Source organism: Arenimonas maotaiensis, assembly GCF_014638745.1.
Taxonomy (GTDB): domain Bacteria; phylum Pseudomonadota; class Gammaproteobacteria; order Xanthomonadales; family Xanthomonadaceae; genus Arenimonas; species Arenimonas maotaiensis.
In genome coordinates, this window is record NZ_BMFO01000003.1 from 49907 (window position 1) to 67138 (window position 17232).

11 protein-coding genes are annotated in these 17232 nt (G+C 66.7%); 7 read left to right on the top strand and 4 right to left on the bottom strand.

Going from position 1 to position 17232, the window contains the following annotated elements:
* Positions 1 to 15: 15 nt before the first annotated feature.
* Positions 16 to 1638: an ATP-dependent RNA helicase RhlB gene (gene rhlB / locus IEV56_RS07625; RefSeq protein ID WP_188449502.1), complete on the bottom strand. Its 1623-nt coding sequence runs from the start codon at positions 1636 to 1638 to the stop codon at positions 16 to 18.
* Between the two features lie 163 nt (positions 1639 to 1801).
* Between rhlB and trxA the strand changes: the two genes are divergently transcribed.
* The 4 genes from trxA (at position 1802) to IEV56_RS07645 (ending at position 6529) form a co-directional block, all read left to right on the top strand.
* Positions 1802 to 2128 carry a thioredoxin TrxA gene (trxA, locus tag IEV56_RS07630; RefSeq protein WP_188449504.1) on the top strand — a complete coding sequence of 109 codons (327 nt, stop codon included), beginning with the start codon at positions 1802 to 1804 and terminating at the stop codon, positions 2126 to 2128.
* 147 nt (positions 2129 to 2275) lie between these two features.
* A complete protein-coding gene (gene rho / locus IEV56_RS07635) occupies positions 2276 to 3958 on the top strand; it encodes a transcription termination factor Rho (protein WP_229730218.1) in 1683 nt (560 codons plus the stop codon).
* A 25-nt stretch (positions 3959 to 3983) separates the two neighbouring features.
* On the top strand, positions 3984 to 4532 hold the full coding sequence (locus tag IEV56_RS07640; protein ID WP_188449508.1) for a TIGR00645 family protein: 549 nt from the start codon (positions 3984 to 3986) through the stop codon (positions 4530 to 4532).
* A 131-nt stretch (positions 4533 to 4663) separates the two neighbouring features.
* The gene (locus IEV56_RS07645; protein ID WP_188449510.1) at positions 4664 to 6529 is read left to right on the top strand and encodes a beta-propeller domain-containing protein; all 1866 of its coding nucleotides are present in this window, start codon (positions 4664 to 4666) and stop codon (positions 6527 to 6529) included.
* Positions 6530 to 6590: 61 nt separating this feature from the next.
* On the opposite strand, the gene IEV56_RS07650 is transcribed toward IEV56_RS07645, so the two are convergent.
* Positions 6591 to 7388, bottom strand: coding sequence for a hypothetical protein (locus IEV56_RS07650; RefSeq protein WP_188449512.1), 798 nt, complete (start codon positions 7386 to 7388; stop codon positions 6591 to 6593).
* A 131-nt stretch (positions 7389 to 7519) separates the two neighbouring features.
* On the opposite strand from IEV56_RS07650, the gene IEV56_RS07655 reads away from it, so the two are divergent.
* A complete protein-coding gene (locus IEV56_RS07655; RefSeq protein WP_188449514.1) occupies positions 7520 to 9313 on the top strand; it encodes a monovalent cation:proton antiporter-2 (CPA2) family protein in 1794 nt (597 codons plus the stop codon).
* Here the strand turns inward: IEV56_RS07655 and IEV56_RS07660 are convergent.
* Both IEV56_RS07660 and IEV56_RS07665 read right to left on the bottom strand, forming a co-directional pair.
* Positions 9304 to 12393, bottom strand: coding sequence for an ankyrin repeat domain-containing protein (locus tag IEV56_RS07660; RefSeq protein ID WP_188449516.1), 3090 nt, complete (start codon positions 12391 to 12393; stop codon positions 9304 to 9306). The genes IEV56_RS07655 and IEV56_RS07660 overlap by 10 nt on opposite strands.
* Positions 12386 to 12655, bottom strand: coding sequence for a YcgL domain-containing protein (locus IEV56_RS07665; protein WP_188449518.1), 270 nt, complete (start codon positions 12653 to 12655; stop codon positions 12386 to 12388). The genes IEV56_RS07660 and IEV56_RS07665 overlap by 8 nt, the downstream gene beginning before the upstream one ends.
* Before the next feature lie 100 nt (positions 12656 to 12755).
* Between IEV56_RS07665 and IEV56_RS07670 the strand changes: the two genes are divergently transcribed.
* Both IEV56_RS07670 and IEV56_RS07675 read left to right on the top strand, forming a co-directional pair.
* Positions 12756 to 15101, top strand: a complete 2346-nt coding sequence (locus IEV56_RS07670) for a S9 family peptidase (protein WP_188449520.1) — start codon at positions 12756 to 12758, stop codon at positions 15099 to 15101.
* Between the two features lie 166 nt (positions 15102 to 15267).
* Complete coding sequence (locus IEV56_RS07675) at positions 15268 to 17208, top strand: putative bifunctional diguanylate cyclase/phosphodiesterase (RefSeq protein ID WP_188449522.1); 1941 nt, start codon at positions 15268 to 15270, stop codon at positions 17206 to 17208.
* Positions 17209 to 17232 lie beyond the last annotated feature (24 nt).

The window sequence follows — 17232 nt, forward strand, 5'->3', positions numbered from 1 at the left end:
CCCTAGTGTGCCGTATTACCGCGTCGGATTCGAGGGGGTGAACAGCGATTTGATACGCGCGCCCAGACGACGCAGCACCGAGGGTTTTTCATGCGGCGTGACGGCCGGCGCGGCGGTGGCCGGCGCCGCGGTGTCGATCGGCTTGCGCCGGCGGCGGCGCGGTTTGCGCGCGGATTCGGCGGCGGGCACGCCGGCATCGGCCGGCATGGCCGATTCGGGGCGTTCGCCGCGGGGGTTTTCGCCGCGCGGCTTATCGGAACGTGGCTTATCGGCGCGTGGGCGGTCGGAACGGGGCCGGTCGCCACGCGGGCGCTCGCCGCTGCGTCCGCCGCGGCCGGAACCGGACTTGCCGCCGCGGCGCTCGTCTTCGGCGGCCTTGGCCTCGCGGGCCTCGCGGAAGATGGCGCTGACGCTTTCGCCCTCGTCTTCGCCGGCAACGCGCTCACGCGGCGCGCGCGGCACCGGCACCAGCAGCTCCTTCTCGATCTGCGCCACCGGCAGCTTCTGCTCGATGTAGGACTCGATGTCGGGCAACGACATGGCGTAGCGTTCGCAGGCGAAGCTGATCGCGTCGCCCTCGGCGCCCAGGCGCGCGGTGCGGCCGATGCGGTGCACGTAGTCCTCGGCATCGAACGGCAGGTCGTAATTGTAGACGTGCGAGACCCCGTCGATGTGCAGGCCGCGGGCGGCCACGTCGGTGGCCACCAGGATGTCGAGCTGGCCCTTCTGGAAGCGGGCGAGAAGCGTTTCGCGCTTCTTCTGCGGCACGTCGCCCGAGAGCACGCCGACGCGGAAGCCGGCGCGCTCGAGCGCCTTGGCCACGCGCTCGACCCAGACCTTGGTGTTCACGAACACCATGGTGCGGTGGCCCTCGCTGCGGGTCAGCAGGCCGATCAGCAGCGGGATCTTCTCTTCGTCGGCCGGGAAGTAGACCACCTGGCGCACCTTGGCGGCGGTGATGAACTCGGTCTCGACCACGAGCTTCTCGGGATCGTTCATGTGCTCGTAGGCCAGCTCCAGCACGCGCTGGCTGAGCGTGGCCGAGAACAGCAGGGTCTGGCGCTCGGTACGGATCGGCATGCGCCGCAGCAGGAAGCGGATGTCCTTGATGAAGCCCAGGTCGAACATGCGGTCGGCCTCGTCGAGCACGCAGATCTCGCAGGCGTGCAGGGACACGACCTTGTGCTGCTTGACGTAGTCGATCAGGCGGCCCGGGGTGGCGATGATCACGTCGACGCCCTGCTGCAGCAGTTCGCGCTGCTTGTCGTAATCGACGCCGCCGTAGACCAGGGCGAAGCGCAGGCCCAGGTCGGAACCGAACTTCACCGCGTCCTTGTGGATCTGGATGGCCAGTTCGCGGGTCGGCGCCAGGATCAGCGCGCGGGGGTCCTCGGGCTTGCGCTCGGCTAGGGCAGGACGGGTCAGCAGGCGGTTGATCAACGCCACCAGGAAGGCCAGGGTCTTGCCGGTACCGGTCTGGGCCTGGCCGGCGACGTCGCGCCCGGCGAGGGCGATCGGCAGGGTCAGGGCCTGGATGGGGGTGCAACGCGAGAAGCCGGCGGACTCGAGGCCCTGGAGCAGCACGGGGGTGATGTCGAAATTCGAAAAAGGTATATCGGTCAGTGCTTTATCTGTCATTTTTGGGATTCCGCGGCGCCTCGGCCGCTTGCAATACGCCCCCGCTCGGCGCACACTGCGCAGGATATTCGGGCGATTTCGGGATGGATTTTCGTTTCAGCGCCCCCATTCTACCCTAAAGCCCGTACCCGCACGGTTCCGCGCCATTTTCAAGGAGTATTTCGTGAGCGATAAAGTCCACCACGTCACCGACGCCAGCTTCGACGCCGACGTCCTGAAGTCATCCACCCCGGTCCTGGTCGACTTCTGGGCCGAGTGGTGCGGCCCCTGCAAGATGATCGGCCCGCTGGTCGACGAGCTCGCCGACAGCCACGCCGGCAAGGTCAAGGTGGTCAAGATCAACATCGACCACAACCCCGGCACCCCGCGCCAGTTCGCCGTGCGCGGCATTCCGACCCTGATGCTGTTCAAGGACGGCAAGGTCCAGGCCACCCAGGTCGGCGCCGTCGGCAAGGCGCAATTGGCCGCGTTCGTCGATTCCAACATCTGATTGCCTGAACGTCCGGCGGCGCAAAGCCGCCGGATGCTTGCCCCGCAAGGGCTTAAGTGCTACTTTAATGCCGAACGCGCGTTCCGCGCCCCGGCTTTACGCATCCCCATCCCCTTCTCTCCCGCTCGCACTCGCGAGGAATCCCCTGTGTCAGAATCCGAAAACGAAAGCGGCGACGCCGTCGCCAAGAAAGTCCGTAAACCCCGCCTGAGCAAAACCGCCAAGCCCGCCGCCGACGCGCCGGCCGAAGTGGTCGTGCACGTCGATCCGGAGCCGGCCGCGCCGCAGCGCGCCGAACGCGCGGAAGCGGCCGAGCGGACCCCGGCGCCGAACGCGCAAGGCGAAGCCCCAGCCGGCCAGGACGGTGAAGGCCAGCCGCAAGGCGGCCAGGAACAGCGCCCGCGCCACGGCCATCAGCACAACAACCGCCGCGACCGTTTCCAGCACCGCAACGAGCGCAACCGCGACCGCTTCCAGCACCGCAACGACCGCCAAGGCGGCGACGAGGGCGAGGGCGAACCGCGTCAGGCCTACCAACCGCCGCAGCTGCCGCCGGACTTCCCGAACTACTCGTTGACCGAACTCAAGCGCATGCCGATGCATAAGCTGCTGGAGATGGCCGAGCAGCTCAACCTGCACGAAGGCGTGGCGCGCATGCGCCGCCAGGACGTGACCTTCCAATTGCTGAAGGTGCTGACCCGCCATCCGGCCGGCGTCGCCGCCGAAGGCGTGCTGGAGATCCTGCCGGACGGTTACGGCTTCCTGCGCTCGGCCGATGCCAGCTACCTGGCCGGCCCGGACGACGTGTACATCTCGCCGAGCCAGATCCGCCGCTTCAACCTGCGCACCGGCGACCACATCACCGGCCGCATCCGCAACCCGAAGGACGGCGAGCGCTACGTGGCGCTGAACGTGCTCGATACCATCAACGGCGAGCCGCTGGAACACTCCAAGAACAAGGTGCTGTTCGAGAACCTGACGCCGCTGTTCCCGCGCCGCCGGTTCGTGCTCGAGCGCGGCAACGGCTCGACCGAGGACATCACCGGCCGGATCATGGACCTGATGGCGCCGCAGGGCAAAGGCCAGCGCGCGCTGATCGTGTCGCCGCCGAAGGCCGGCAAGACCATGATGATGCAGAACATCGCGCAGGCCATCATCAACAACCACCCGGAAGTCCACCTGATCGTGCTGCTGATCGACGAGCGCCCCGAGGAAGTGACCGAGATGCAGCGCACCGTGCGCGGCGAAGTCATCTCTTCGACCTTCGACGAGCCGGCCGCGCGCCACGTGCAGGTCGCCGAAATGGTGATCGAGCGCGCCAAGCGCCTGGTCGAGCACAAGAAGGACGTGGTGATCATGCTCGACTCGATCACCCGTCTGGCGCGCGCCTACAACATGGTGGTGCCGAGCTCCGGCAAGGTGCTGTCGGGCGGCGTCGACGCCAACGCCCTGCACCGCCCCAAGCGCTTCTTCGGCGCCGCGCGCAACGTCGAGGAAGGCGGCTCGCTGACCATCATCGCCACCGCGCTAATCGACACCGGCTCGAAGATGGACGAGGTGATCTACGAGGAATTCAAGGGCACCGGCAACTCGGAGGTCCATCTGGACCGCCGCATCGCCGAGAAGCGCGTGTTCCCGGCGATCAACATCAACCGTTCGGGCACCCGCCGCGAGGATCTGCTGATCGATCCGGACATGCTGCAGAAGATCTGGATCCTGCGCAAGCTCATCCACCCGATGGACGAGATCGCCGCGATGGAGTTCATGCTCGACAAGATGAAGACCACCAAATCCAACGACGAATTCTTCAGCGCGATGAAACGCGGCTGATGCGGAAAACGGAGATACGTATACGATGACCCCGAACCAAGCCCCCCGCCTGAACGCGCTGCAGGCGCTGATCTTCAGCTCGCGCTGGCTGCAGCTGCCGCTGTACCTCGGCCTGATTGTGGCCCAAGGCGTGTACGTGGTGCTGTTCATCAAGGAGCTGATCCACCTGGTGCACGGCGCCACCAGCTTGAGCGAGCAGGACATCATGCTGCTGGTGCTGGGCCTGATCGACGTGGTGATGATCTCCAACCTGTTGGTGATGGTGATCGTCGGCGGCTACGAGACCTTCGTCTCGCGCCTGAACCTGCAGGGCCATCCGGACCAGCCGGAATGGCTGAGCCACGTCAACGCCAGCGTGCTGAAGGTGAAGCTGGCAATGGCCATCATCGGCATCAGCTCGATCCACCTGCTGAAGACCTTCATCGCCATCGGCAACCTCGGCGGGCCGGGCTCGACCTATACCGAAGCCGGCGTGATGTGGCAGACCATCATCCACGTCATCTTCATCCTGTCGGCCATCGGCATCGCCTACACCGACAAGTTGATGGGCGCGACGGCCACCAAGAAGCACTGAAGCCAAACCCCGCTCCGGCGGGGTTTTTTCATCGGGGCGATTAACGCCGGCTGACCGGTTCCGCCGGAAAAGCGTTGCCTGCCGCGGAAATCAATGCTAATCATGGGCCACCCGCATCCATGAGCCCGCCCATGACCCGACTCCGTCTGCTGTCCGTCCTGCTCGCCCTGTCCGTCGCCGCCGGCGCACAGGCCAAGGAAACCCCGAGCCACCTGACGCCGTTCGCCAACGAGGCCGCCTTCCAGGACTATCTGGCCAAGGTACGCAAGGCCGAGCAGAAGCGGCAGGCCGAACAGGAGCGCAAGTGGCGGCGCGAACGCGCCAAACAGGGCCAAATGATCTATCCGGCCCCGATGAGCCCGCCACCGCCGCCACCGCCGGCTCCGCCGGCCGCCGCGGAAGCCGCGGCACCGGCAAGCGACGCCATCACCAACGTGCAGACCGCCGGCGTCGAGGAGGGCGGCATCGTCAAGAAGCTCGGCGACTATCTGATCGTGCTGCGCCGCGGCCGCCTGTTCACCATCAAGGCCGGCCCCGACGAATTGCGCCCCGTCGACAGCATCGACGCCTTCGGCCCCGGCATCGATCCGGGCGGCGCCTGGTACGACGAGATGCTGATCAGCGGCCGCACCGTGCTGGTGATCGGCTACAGCTACGCGCGCGGCGGCACCGAAGTCGGCCTGTTCCATGTCGACGACGCCGGCCGGCTCAGCTACCGCAACACCTATCATCTGCGCAGCAACGATTATTATTCCTCGCGCAATTACGCCAGCCGATTGGTCGGCAAACAGCTGGTGTTCTACTCGCCGATGCGTCTGGGCGTAATGGGCGATGCACCGATGCTGCCGGCGGTACGGCATTGGCGCGACGGCGGCGGCGAATTCAAACGCATCCTGCCGGCGACCCGCATCTACGGTTCCGGCCAGGAACTGCAAGCCTACGACGCCACCCTGCATACGGTGACGGTCTGCGACATCCGCGACGGCGCCGAGCTCGACTGCCGCGCCACCGCCGTGCTCGGCAGCAGCGGCCGGGTGTTCTATGTCGCGGCCGATACCGTCTATGTCTGGTTGGCGCCGGTTCGCACGCCGCGTTGGCGCGGCGCACCGATCGGCGATAGCGCATTGCTGCGCATGCCGCTGGGCGGCGGCGAACCGCAGGCCTTGCGCGTGGCCGGTGCGCCGATCGACCAGATGTCGTTCCTGGAACGCGACGGCCACATCAACGTATTGGTCGGCCGCGATGCCGGCGGCGAAGGCATGTGGCGCTCGGACGGCAAGACCGGCCCGATCGCCCTGTTCCGCGCGCCGTTGCGCCTGTTCGGCGGCGCCCAGGCGAGCTCCGCGCCGGAACACTACCGGCCGTTGCCGGGCGTGGGCGGCTGGAGCCTGCAGAACCGCTTCGTCGGCGATTGGCTGCTGTACGGCAACCCGTATAGCGACGCGCCGGCGTATGCGGTGGCGTACGCCCGCACGGGCCAACCGGTGGCGCTCGACCTCGGCCATCGCAGCGAACGCATCGAAGCCCTGGGCGGCGATGCGCTGATCGTCGGCAACCGCGGCGGTGACCTGGTGTTCTCCTCGATCCGCCTGGACGGCACCGCGACCGCGATGACCGGTTACATCGAACGCAACGCCGCGCAGAGCGAAAGCCGCACGCACGGTTTCTTCTACCAGCCCAAGGGCGTGCGCGAAGGCATCCTCGGCCTGCCGATGCTGACCGGCGGCGACGGCCGCGGCGGCGCGGCGGTGAAATACCTGCGCAACCGCGACCTGCGGCTGGGCGACCTCGGCCAGCTGGCGGCCTCGCCGCAAGGCCGACTGGACGACGGCTGCCGCGCCAGCTGCGTGGATTGGTACGGCAACGCGCGCCCGATCTTCGTCGGCGAACGCGTGTATGCGCTGATGGGCTATGAACTGGTCGAAGGCCGCATCATTGACGGCGCGGTGACCGAACGGCGACGGGTGGACTACTCGCCACGCGGCAACGGCCGCTGAGCCTGAAATGAAAAACCCCGCATCCGCGGGGTTTTTCATTTGTGCGGATCGCATCCCGGATCTACTGCAACTCCAACCCGCCTTGGCTCACATACACGGTCTTGGCGCGCACGGCGTCGGTCAGCCAGTCGGCCGCATCGGCCTGTACTTTCTCCTGGCGGCGCCAGGGCAACGTGTTGTTGGCCTGCACGAACTCGACGCGGGTCAGGAAATGATCGCGGCCCTGCAGCAGCGCCAAGGCGTTCTTGTTGGCCCAAGCCAACGCCGCCGGCGCGAACTGCTGCTTGCCGAGGTTCAGGGCGCGGTTCAGCAACTTGCCGTTCTGCGGACCGTACAGGTACAGACTTTCGAGCACCGCCTCGGCGCCGGAATCGGTCTTGCGCAGGGCGATGTAGGCCTCGGCGCTAATCGGCATGGCGGCCAAGGCCGGGTCGGCGGGCAATATGGCCGGGCAGATGACGTCGCCGCGCGGGGCGGCATCGGCTTGCCGGCAATAGGCCTGCTCGTCCGGGCCGGCGCCGCGGGCCGCGGGCTGCACGCCCTGCGGGAAGAATTCGACGCGTTTGAGCGTGTAGGTGCGCTCTTCCAGGCTGGGGCGCATCAGGGTCAGGCTGAACTCGACCCGGAGCGTCTTGCCGCCGGACGGCGGATTGAAGCGCCAGGACTCGACCAGATTGCCGAGGCTTTGGTCGATGGCCGGCGCGCCGGCGGGTTGCATGGTATAGGTCAGCACCTGGCCGGCGGCGGAAACCTCCATGCTGCCGGTGACGCGGCGGCTGTATTCGGTCTGGGCCGAGGCGGCGGCGGTGACGGCGGTCAGCAACAGGCCGAAAGCCGCTCTCCGGATGGACGTCTGCATCGTGTTTTCCCCTGGATTTTCGTTCTCGTTATGGTGCGCGGTCCGGCGGGCCGTCGCGCGATTTCACTTTAGCAGAAATGGCGGCGGCGTTTATACTGGAACCGGCCGCCGGATGCGGCGGAGAATACTGAATGGCGCATTCCGGCCTGATCGACCTGCTGTGGTTCCTGTTGGCCTCGGTGCTGGCGGTGCCGCTGTTCCGCCGCCTGGGGCTGAGCGCGGTGTTGGGCTACCTGTTCGTCGGGCTGGTGCTGGGGCCGTTCGGGTTGCGGGTGATCTCCAGTCCGGAAAGCATGCTGACCATCTCCGAATTCGGCGTGATGATGATGCTGTTCGTGATCGGCCTGGAACTGTCGCCGACCAAACTCTGGCAGATGCGGCAGCGGATTTTCGTGGCCGGCAGCCTGCAGGTGGGCTTGAGTGCGCTGGGCCTGTTCGCCGTATTGCGCCTGTTCGACCTGTCCTGGCAGAGCGCGCTGATCCTGGCCGTCGGCCTGGCGCTGTCCTCGACCGCCGTGGTGCTGCAGCTGCTCGCTGAACGCAAGGAGCTGGCGGAGCCGCACGGCAAATCGGCGTTCGGCATCCTGCTGTTCCAGGACATCGTGGCGATTCCCCTGCTGGCGGCGATTCCCCTGCTCGGCCAAAGCCGCGCCAGCGGCGGCGGCTTCACCGGCACGATGGTGCTGGAAGCAATCGGCGTGCTGTTGCTGGTGGTGTTGCTGGGCCGATTCGCCATGCGCCGGCTGTTCCGTGCCGTGGCCTGGACCCAGATGCGCGAGATCTTCACCGCCACCGCGCTGCTGCTGGTGATCGGCACCGGTTGGCTGCTGCACTCGGTCGGGCTGTCGATGGGTCTCGGCGCGTTCCTGGCGGGCGTGCTGACCGCCGATTCGGAATTCCGGCACGAGATCGAAGCGCAGGTCGATCCGTTCAAGGGCCTGCTGCTCGGCCTGTTCTTCATCTCGGTCGGTATGACCATCAATCTGCCGGTGATCGCCGGCGAGCCCGGGCTGATCCTGGGCGGCGTCGCCGCCTTATTGGCGATCAAAGCGCTGGTGCTGTACGCGCTCGGCCTGCGGCAGGCCGGCATCGGCAGGCGGCAGGCGCTGCTGCTGGCCGGCAGCATGGCGCTCGGCGGCGAATTCGCCTTCGTGGTGTTCGCCGATTCGGTCAAATACGGCCTGATCGAAACCGTCTGGCGCGACCGTCTGGTGGCCGTGGTCGGCATCAGCATCGCCTTGACCCCGTTCATCCTGATCGGTTTGCAGGCGCTGTTCAAGCGCAACCCGGAGCCGGAGGCGGCGGAACCGGCATATGACGCCATCGAGGATTCGCATCCGCGCGTGGTCATCGCCGGCTTCGGCCGCATGGGCCAGATCGTGGGACGCATGCTGAGCGCGCGCCGCATCCCGTTCATCGCGCTGGAAAGCAGCGTCGACCAGGTCGCGATGTCGCGCAAATTCGGCAGCATGATCTACTTCGGCGATCCGAGCCGGCTGGAGGTGCTGCGGTCGGCGCATGTGGCGCAGGCCGAACTGCTGATCATCGCCGCCGACAATCCGGAAGTGAACCTGAAGATCGCGCGTCTGGCGCGGCGGCATTTCCCGCACCTGCGGGTGATCGCGCGCGCGCGCAACCGCCAGCACGCCTTCCGGCTGATGGACCTGAACGTGGCCGCCATCCGCGAGACCCTGTACTCGAGCGTGGAAATCGGCAAGATGGCGTTCATCGGCCTGGGCATGCCGCAGGACGAGGCCGAACGCTCGGCCAAGCTGTTCCTGGAGCACGACGAGCACATACTGGCCGAACAGTATCTGGTGCATGACAACGAAGCCGCCCTGGTGGCCAGCACCGAAGAGGCCTATCGGGAGCTGGAAGCGCTGTTCGACGCCGACCGCAAGAACCGCGACGGCGCTCAGCCCTGATCTTTCTTGACCAGCAGGCTGGCGATGTCGACGCGCTCGGGGCGGTCCTGCAACAGGTTCGCGGTTTCCGAAAAGCCGCCCATCACCGCGAAATCGTAAGCGCTGCGGCCGAGGTTGTCGCGCCGGCTGCGGTCGGCGCCGGCAGCCAGCAGACGGCCGACCAGACGGCCGTAGCCGCGGGCGGCGGCATGGTGCAGCGGGGTGAAACCGCGCGCGTCCGGGGCGTCCACCGCCGGTGATGCCTGTAGCAGGCGATCCAGCGCCGACAGCGCCAGATCCTCCTTCAGCGTCTGGCCCTTCTGCAGGCCGGCGCCGCACAGCAGATGCATCGGCGTCTGGCCGTATTTGTCGACGGCATCGACCGCGGCGCCGGCGCGGATCAGGCTGTCGACCAACACCACCGACTCCAGCCGCGCGCGTTCCGACGCCAGATATCCGCAGCAGGCGTGCAGGGCGTTTTGGCCTTGGCCGTCGACGGCGCCGATGTCGGCGCCGTGCTCCAGCAACAGGGCGACCGGTTCGGGATCGCCGCCGACGCAGGCCAGGTTCAAGGGCGGGAATCCGGCGACGGCCTGGTTGACTTCGATGCCGTGCGCCAGCAACGCGCGCAGGACTTCGCCGTGCATCTGGCTGAGTGCGGCCCACAACGGCGTCACGCCGCCGCGCGCGGGCTTGCCGGCGTCGGCGCCGTTGGCCAGCAACAGGGCCACGGTATCCAGCCGGCCTTGGCCACAGGCGTGGATCAACGCGGTCGAACCCTTGGCATCGACGCCGTCGACCGGCACGCCGAGCGCAAGCAACCTGGCGACGGCATCGTGGTCGCCGGCGGCGGCCGCGGCCGACAGGTCGCCGCCGTGCAGACGGCGGCCGGGCAGCGGCCAGCGCGGCCAAGACAGCCAACGCGCGGCCTCGGCGTGGGCATTGATCAGAGCCGAGCCGAGCGGCGTCTGGCCGTCGCCGGCCCGGCGCTCGGCATCGGCACCGGCCGCGAGCAGCGTCTTCAACAAACCGGTATTGCCCGATTGCGCGGCGAAATGCAGGGCGGTCAATCCGGCCGCATCCGGCGCATTGGCGTCGGCGCCGAGCGCCAACAGCGCATCGCACAGGCGTTGCCAACCCAGGCGCACGGCGGTGACCAGCGGCGGCGCCATGCCGCCTTCGGCCGCGGCGAAGGCATCGGCGCCCTGGGCCAGCAACTGCAAGGCGAACTGCTCATCGGCGCGGCGGCCGAAATCGTTGTGCAGGCAGCAATCCAGATAGGCCGCCAACGTACCGTTACCGCTGACCGTCTCGCCTGCGGCCAGACAATGCGACAGCAACGTGGACGGATTCTGTGCACCCTGCAACAGGCGGCGGTAGACGTCGCGGCCATGCGCGTCGCGGCTGAACAGATGCGCGCCCTGGCGGCGCAGCCAGGCCAGCACGTCGCGGCGATCCTGCTGGCAGAACAGGAAGTACAGCTCGGCCAGCTCCGGGCCGCCCGGCGCCAAGCCGGCCTGCAGCAGATCGGCGGCGGCGGCGAAATCGGCGTCGGACAGCACATGGAACAACTGCTGGCTGCCGGTCACCCGGTGCTCGCGTTCGGGCTCGCGCGCCAGGTGCTCGGGCAGCGCGTAATCGGGATCGATGCAGGCCACCGCCGACCAACGGCCGTTGGCCAGGGCGTGATCGAGCGCGGTCTTGCCATCCTGGTCGGTCGCCTGCGCGTTGAGCCGCGGCGATTGCTGCAGACGCTTCAACACGTCGACTTCGCCGGCCTTGGCGGCCAGCATGTGGGCGCTCAAGCCGGCATCGTCCTGCAGGTTGATCTGCGCGCCGAGTTCGAGCAGCACCGCGACCACCTCGACCAGACCGGCTTCGGCCGCGACCATCAGCGCCGTGCGGCCGCCGCTGCCACGGGCGTCGATCTTGGCCTTGTGCTTGTGCAGCAGCCGGATGCCGATCTCGTCGTCTTCGGCACCGGCGGCGGCGATGATCACCGGCTGTGCGTCGGCCGGATCGGTCTTGGCCTTGCGCTCCAGCATGTAGCGCGCCACGCGCCAGTTGGCGGCCTGGCAGGCCAGGGCCAGCGGCGTGAAGCCGTCGCGGTTGACCGCCTCGATGTCGGCGCCGGCGTCCAGCAGCAGCGCCGCGACCGCGGCATCGGTGCTGCGCATGGCGTGGTGCAACGGCGTGTTGCCGTCGCGGTCGACGACCTCGGTACGGGCGCCGTTGGCCAGCAGCATGGTCACCGCTTCCGGCCGGCCGTGCCAGCTGTCGCGGGTGGCGCTGAGCAGGGCGTTCAAGCCGCCGTGGAAGGCGTTGACGTCGACCCCGTGCGCAATCAGTCCGCGCAGCAGACGCAAGTCTCCCAAGGTCGCGGCGATCATCATCAGGCTACGCTGGTCCTTGGCGCCGCCGGCCGGCAGTTGATGGGGATTGGCGCCTTGCTCGAGCGCGTCCAGCGCGATATCGACCTGACCGTCGTGCACCGCCTGCAACAGGCGCAGATCGGGATCCAAGGCCAACACCGGCGTGGCGCGGCCGGTTGTCGGGGCGGATGCTGGCGTTTCGGCCAAGCGCGGCAAGGGCAAGGCCGAGGCGACGCCATGCCAGAGCGCGGCAAGCACCACGTACGCGCACAGCCACAGACGGAAATCGGCGGCCCAGAACGCCCAGCCGGCCGCCTGCAGCACCGCCGGCGCGGCCAAGGCCAACAACACGCCGCCGGCCAGGGCCGAAGACCAGAAACGGAATGCCGCACCGCTGGAATCGAGCGCGGGCCAACCTTGGCGCCAATCGCGCTGCCACTGCGCCCAATTCGGCCAAACGCGCTGCAGGCCAATCACCAATAAGCCGGCGGCCAGCGCCAACGTCAGCGCCGACCACAGGCTCTGGGTCTGCTGCACGGCGCGGATCGGCCAAAGCAACAGACCGCCGACGGCGAGCTGCAGCACGAACCAGGCGGCGGCGACGGCGCCGAAGGACTGCACGGAATCCAACAGGCGCCAACGGCCGCGGCGCACGACGGCCTTCGCCAGCTCGGCCAACACGGCCTGCAGCAACGCCAGCTGCGCGGCCGCGAACAGGAACTCAACCATCGCCGACGCCTCCGGCCACCAGCGGATCGAGCACGGTGGGGGGGAATTGCAGATGGAAGCCGCGTTCGGCCAGATTGCGCGCGAGCACGGCGGCATCGACCCGGGCCAGGCGGCGGCCGGTCGTCAACTCGAATTCAAGCACGAACTGCCAGGGTTTCAAGGGTGCTTGCACCGCCTCGGGCACGGCTCCGAAAGCGTCACGTGCCGGCACATACAGGTAGGTATCCGGTTTGCGCAGGGATTTGTAGACGAACACGGGCATACGCGGTCCAAGGCCTTTGCGTCATTGTCACCCACATCGCCGTTTCAGGAAAGGCCTATTTGTTGTTAGGCTATGGGGGTTTACCGTCGAGGAATCCCGCATGTCCGCACGTCTTCCGCTTCTGCTTTCGGCCGCCCTGTTGGCGGCGTCCGCGTCCGCGCAAACCCCGATCACGCTCGACCAGGCGATGGCCCATCCGGACTGGATCGGCACGCCGGTGGAATCGGCTTGGTGGAGCGCCGACTCGCGTAGCGTCCTGTACCGCCAGAAGCTGGCCGGCAGTCCGGTGCGCGGCATGTTCCGCATCGATCCGGCCGGCGGCGCGGGCGAACGCGTGGACCAGAGTGCCTGGGCCGACGTCGACGAAGCCGCGCAGCGCTTCGACCGCGAACGCCGGCGCGCGGTGTTCGTGCGCCAGGGTGACGTGTTCCTGCGCGAGCTCGGCACCGGCAGGCTGCAGCAGCTGACCCGCAGCGCCGAGAACGAATCGGCCGCGATGTTCGCCAGTGACGCCCGGCGCGTGCTGTTCCGTCGCGGCAACGACTGGTTCGCCTGGAACACCAACGGCCTGATCGAACCGGTGCTGCAGCTGAAGACCGAGAACGATCCGGACAAGGCGCCGCCGGCCAACGCCGCCACCGCGCACGAACTGCGCCTGATCGCCACGCTGGCGCGCCAGAAGGCCGAACGCGAGGCGCTGAAGGCCGACCGCGAGGCGCGGCGCACCGGCGACGGCAGCGGCGCCGCGTTGCCGGTGTATCTCGGCAACAAGGTGACGGTCGAAGCGAGTTCGCTGTCGCCGGACGGCCGCTACGCGCTGGTGGTGACCGCCGAGAAAGGCGCCGACGAAGGCCGCACCGGCAAGATGCCGCTGTACGTGACCGAAAGCGGCTTCGAGGAGTTCGAGGACGTGCGCACGCGCGTCGGCCGCAATCCGCCGCTGCCCCACAAAGTCTGGCTGGTGGACGTGGCCGCCCGCTCCGTGCGCGAACTGGACGTTTCCGCTCTGCCCGGCATCAAGACCGACCCGCTGGCCGACCTGCGCAAGGCGCAGAAGCTGGAAGCGCTGAAAGGCAACCGCGCGGTACGCGCCGATGTACCGGCGGTGTGGAGCGACGACGGCTCGCAGGTGGCGTTGATGCTGCGCGCGGTCGACAACAAGGACCGCTGGCTGGTCGGCGTCGACTTCGCCGCCGGCACGCTGCAGGTGCGCCACCGCCTGACCGACCCGGCCTGGATCAACTGGAGCTTCAACGAATTCGGCTTCCTGCCCGACAACCGCTTCTGGTTCCTGTCCGAACAGAGCGGCTACAGCCATCTGTATCTCGGCGACGGCAAGACCGCCAAAGCGCTGACCGCCGGCAACTACGAAGCCAGCTCGGTGCAATGGAACGCCGACGGCAGCCAGGCCTATTTCCTGTGCAACCGCGCCTGGCCGGGCGATTACGAGGTCTGCCGGGTCAACCGCGACGGCTCCGGCCTGCGCGAAGTGACCGCGCTGGACGGCGTCGAGGACTTCAGCCTGTCGCCGGACGGCACGCGTCTGGCCGTGCGCCATTCGGCCAGCTACACGCCGGCGCAGCTGGCGGTGGTCGATGCCGCCAGCGGCGACACCCGCCGCCTGACCGACACCCGCAGCGCCGAATTCAAGGCGCGTGAATGGATCGAACCGGAATACGTGCAGGTGCCGTCCAAACACGGCGCCGGCGTGATCTGGGCCAAGCTGTACCGTCCGAAGAACGCGGAAGCCGGAAAGAAATATCCGATCGCGCTGTTCGTGCACGGCGCCGGCTACCTGCAGAACGTCAGCGCGCGCTACCCAAACTACTTCCGCGAACAGATGTTCCACAACCTGCTGGTGCAGAACGGCTACATCGTGCTCGACATGGACTACCGCGCCTCGGAAGGCTACGGCCGTGACTGGCGCACCGCCATCTACCGGCAGATGGGCCACCCGGAACTGGAGGATTACCTGGACGGGGTCGATTACCTGGTGGAAAGACACCAGGGCGACAAGGCCAACGTCGGCATCTACGGCGGCAGCTACGGCGGCTTCATGAGCTTCATGGCGCTGTTCCGCGCTCCCGAGACCTTCAAGGCCGGCGCCGCGCTGCGCCCGGTCACCGACTGGACCACCTACAACCACGAGTACACCGCCAACATCCTGAACACGCCGGACGTCGATCCGGAGGCCTACCGCAAATCCTCGCCGATCGAGTACGCGCAGAACCTGAGGGGCGCGCTGCTGATCAGCCACGGCATGATGGACGACAACGTGTTCTATCAGGATTCCGTGCGCCTGTCGCAACGCCTGATCGAGCTGAAGAAGCCGAACTGGAGCTTCGCATCGTATCCGCTGGAGCGGCACGGTTACGTGCAGCCGGAAAGCTGGTACGACCAGTACCGGCGCATCTTCGAGCTGTTCGAGCAGAACCTGAAACCGTAACGGGAATCAGTCAGGAAAAGGCGCCGCAAGGCGCCTTTTCTCATGCGCGCGGTTGTTACACAGGGTTACACCAATGTGCTCGGCTGTTACCCATTGTTACCGCGTACTCTGCGATAGTGGCGGCATGAATCAACCCATCAACAACAGCCGGCGTCCGGAATTGGACGTGGCCGGCATTCTGTCGCGCTCCGAACGCATGCTGCGCGATCTGGAGCAAACCAATGCCGACCGCAGCCAGCTGCCGGCCAAGTCGCTCGGCTGGGCGATGATGGTGGTCGGACTGGTGCTGACGATTGCCGGCGTGGTGCTTCTGGTCGGTCACGAAACGGTGGGTGGCGGATTGCGGAATCCGGCCGCCTCGATCCTGATCGGATCGGCCATCGTCGTGTCCGCCCTGTACATGATCGTGTTCGTCAGGCGCCTCAGCCAACGGGTGAAGGTGCTGGTTTCGGCGCTTCTGTTCTGTTGCTACATGGCCTCGATACTCATCAACGGCGCGATGCCGACCCTTCTGCTTCCGGCGGTGGCGGTCATGTTCCACCTGTTCTTCAGCGCCAAACGGGCGTTGGCGATGTCGTTTCTGTCCGGCATCGTGTCCGTCGGTGCCATGCTCCTCGATGGCTCGGTGAGCGGAGCGGTATCCGCCCGGGTGATGCTGAGCAGCCTCGTCATCGTCCTGATGATGCAGGTGCTCACGCGCCAGGTGACGCGGTCGTACATCAGTTCGCTCAAGGTGTCCGACCAGCTGTCGTCGCTGGTCACCCGAATGGACCGAATGCTCAAGGACAGCCACAACGAGCTCGAAACGGCATTGCAGACCGATCCCGGATCCGGCCTGCTGAACGCCACCGGCTTCAACGAAGCGCTCAACAGCCGGCTCGCCAACGCGCCGGCAGGCGTACGCCATGCCGTGCTGTGCGTGAAACTCAAGGGCCTGGAAGTCTCGAAATCGGTGCTGGACGAATGCGAGCGCAAGACCCTGTTGAAGATCCTGTCCCAACGCTTCTGGCGCATCGCCGGCAGCGACGGCATAGTCGCCCGCACCAGCTATTCCGACTTCCTGATATCGCTCAGGCTGGAGGACATCGGCGACCACTATGACGATCTGCGCCTGACGGGGATCCTGAAAAACCTGGGGCAGCCGATCCAGCTGCACAAGCACAGCATCCCCTGCAATCCATTCATCGGCGTCAGCATCTGGCCGACCAGCGGCGGCCACGCCGAGGAGCTGCATCGGCAGGCGGAAACTGCGGCGCATACGGCGGAGTTTAACGATACCAATCATGTCCTAATTTACGATGCTTCTATACACGCATCGATACGTAACCGCCTGAAAATCATTTCCGGAATCGAGGCCGCCATCGCGATGGATCAATTCGAGCTGGAATACCAGCCGGTGTTCGACCTAGGCTTGGACCGTTTCCACAAGGTCGAGGCGCTGATCCGCTGGAACCACCCCGAACTGGGCCGCGTGCCGCCGAATCAGTTCATTCCCCTTTTGGATTCCGAGCAGCTGGTGGAGATTACCGCGTGGGTAATGAACACCGTCAACGCCCAGATGAAAAAGTGGCATGCGGAATATGGGATGCGGCTGGATGTCGCGGTCAACATTCCGGCCGCCTACCTGCACCACAGCATCGCCAACCAGGAACTGTTTTTCAGGCGTCTGAACGGCTTTGACCGAAATACCGGCAACCTGATTTTCGAGATCACCGAAAGCAGCCTGTTCGAGGCCGGCGAAGACGCCTTGGAGTTCCTTACCGAGGTGCGCGGGCGCGGCTTTCACGTCGCGCTGGACGACTTCGGAACCGGCTTCTCGAATCTGCTGCAGCTGGAGACCCTGCCGCTCGACATCCTGAAGATCGACAAGTCGCTGATCGACGAAATCGACGCTTCCGAACGCAAGATGGCCCTATGCGGCTACGTCATCCGGCTCGGCCATGAGCTGGGCATGAAGGTGGTCGCCGAAGGCATTGAAGCCGAGAAACAGCGCGACGCATTGATATGGGCCGGCTGCAATTACGGCCAAGGCTACCTGTTCTCGAGGCCGGTGCCGGCCGGACGAATCCCGGAACTCTTCGACGCCGGCCAGCAGGCCATCGCGTGAAAAAGGCGCCTCAGGGCGCCTTTT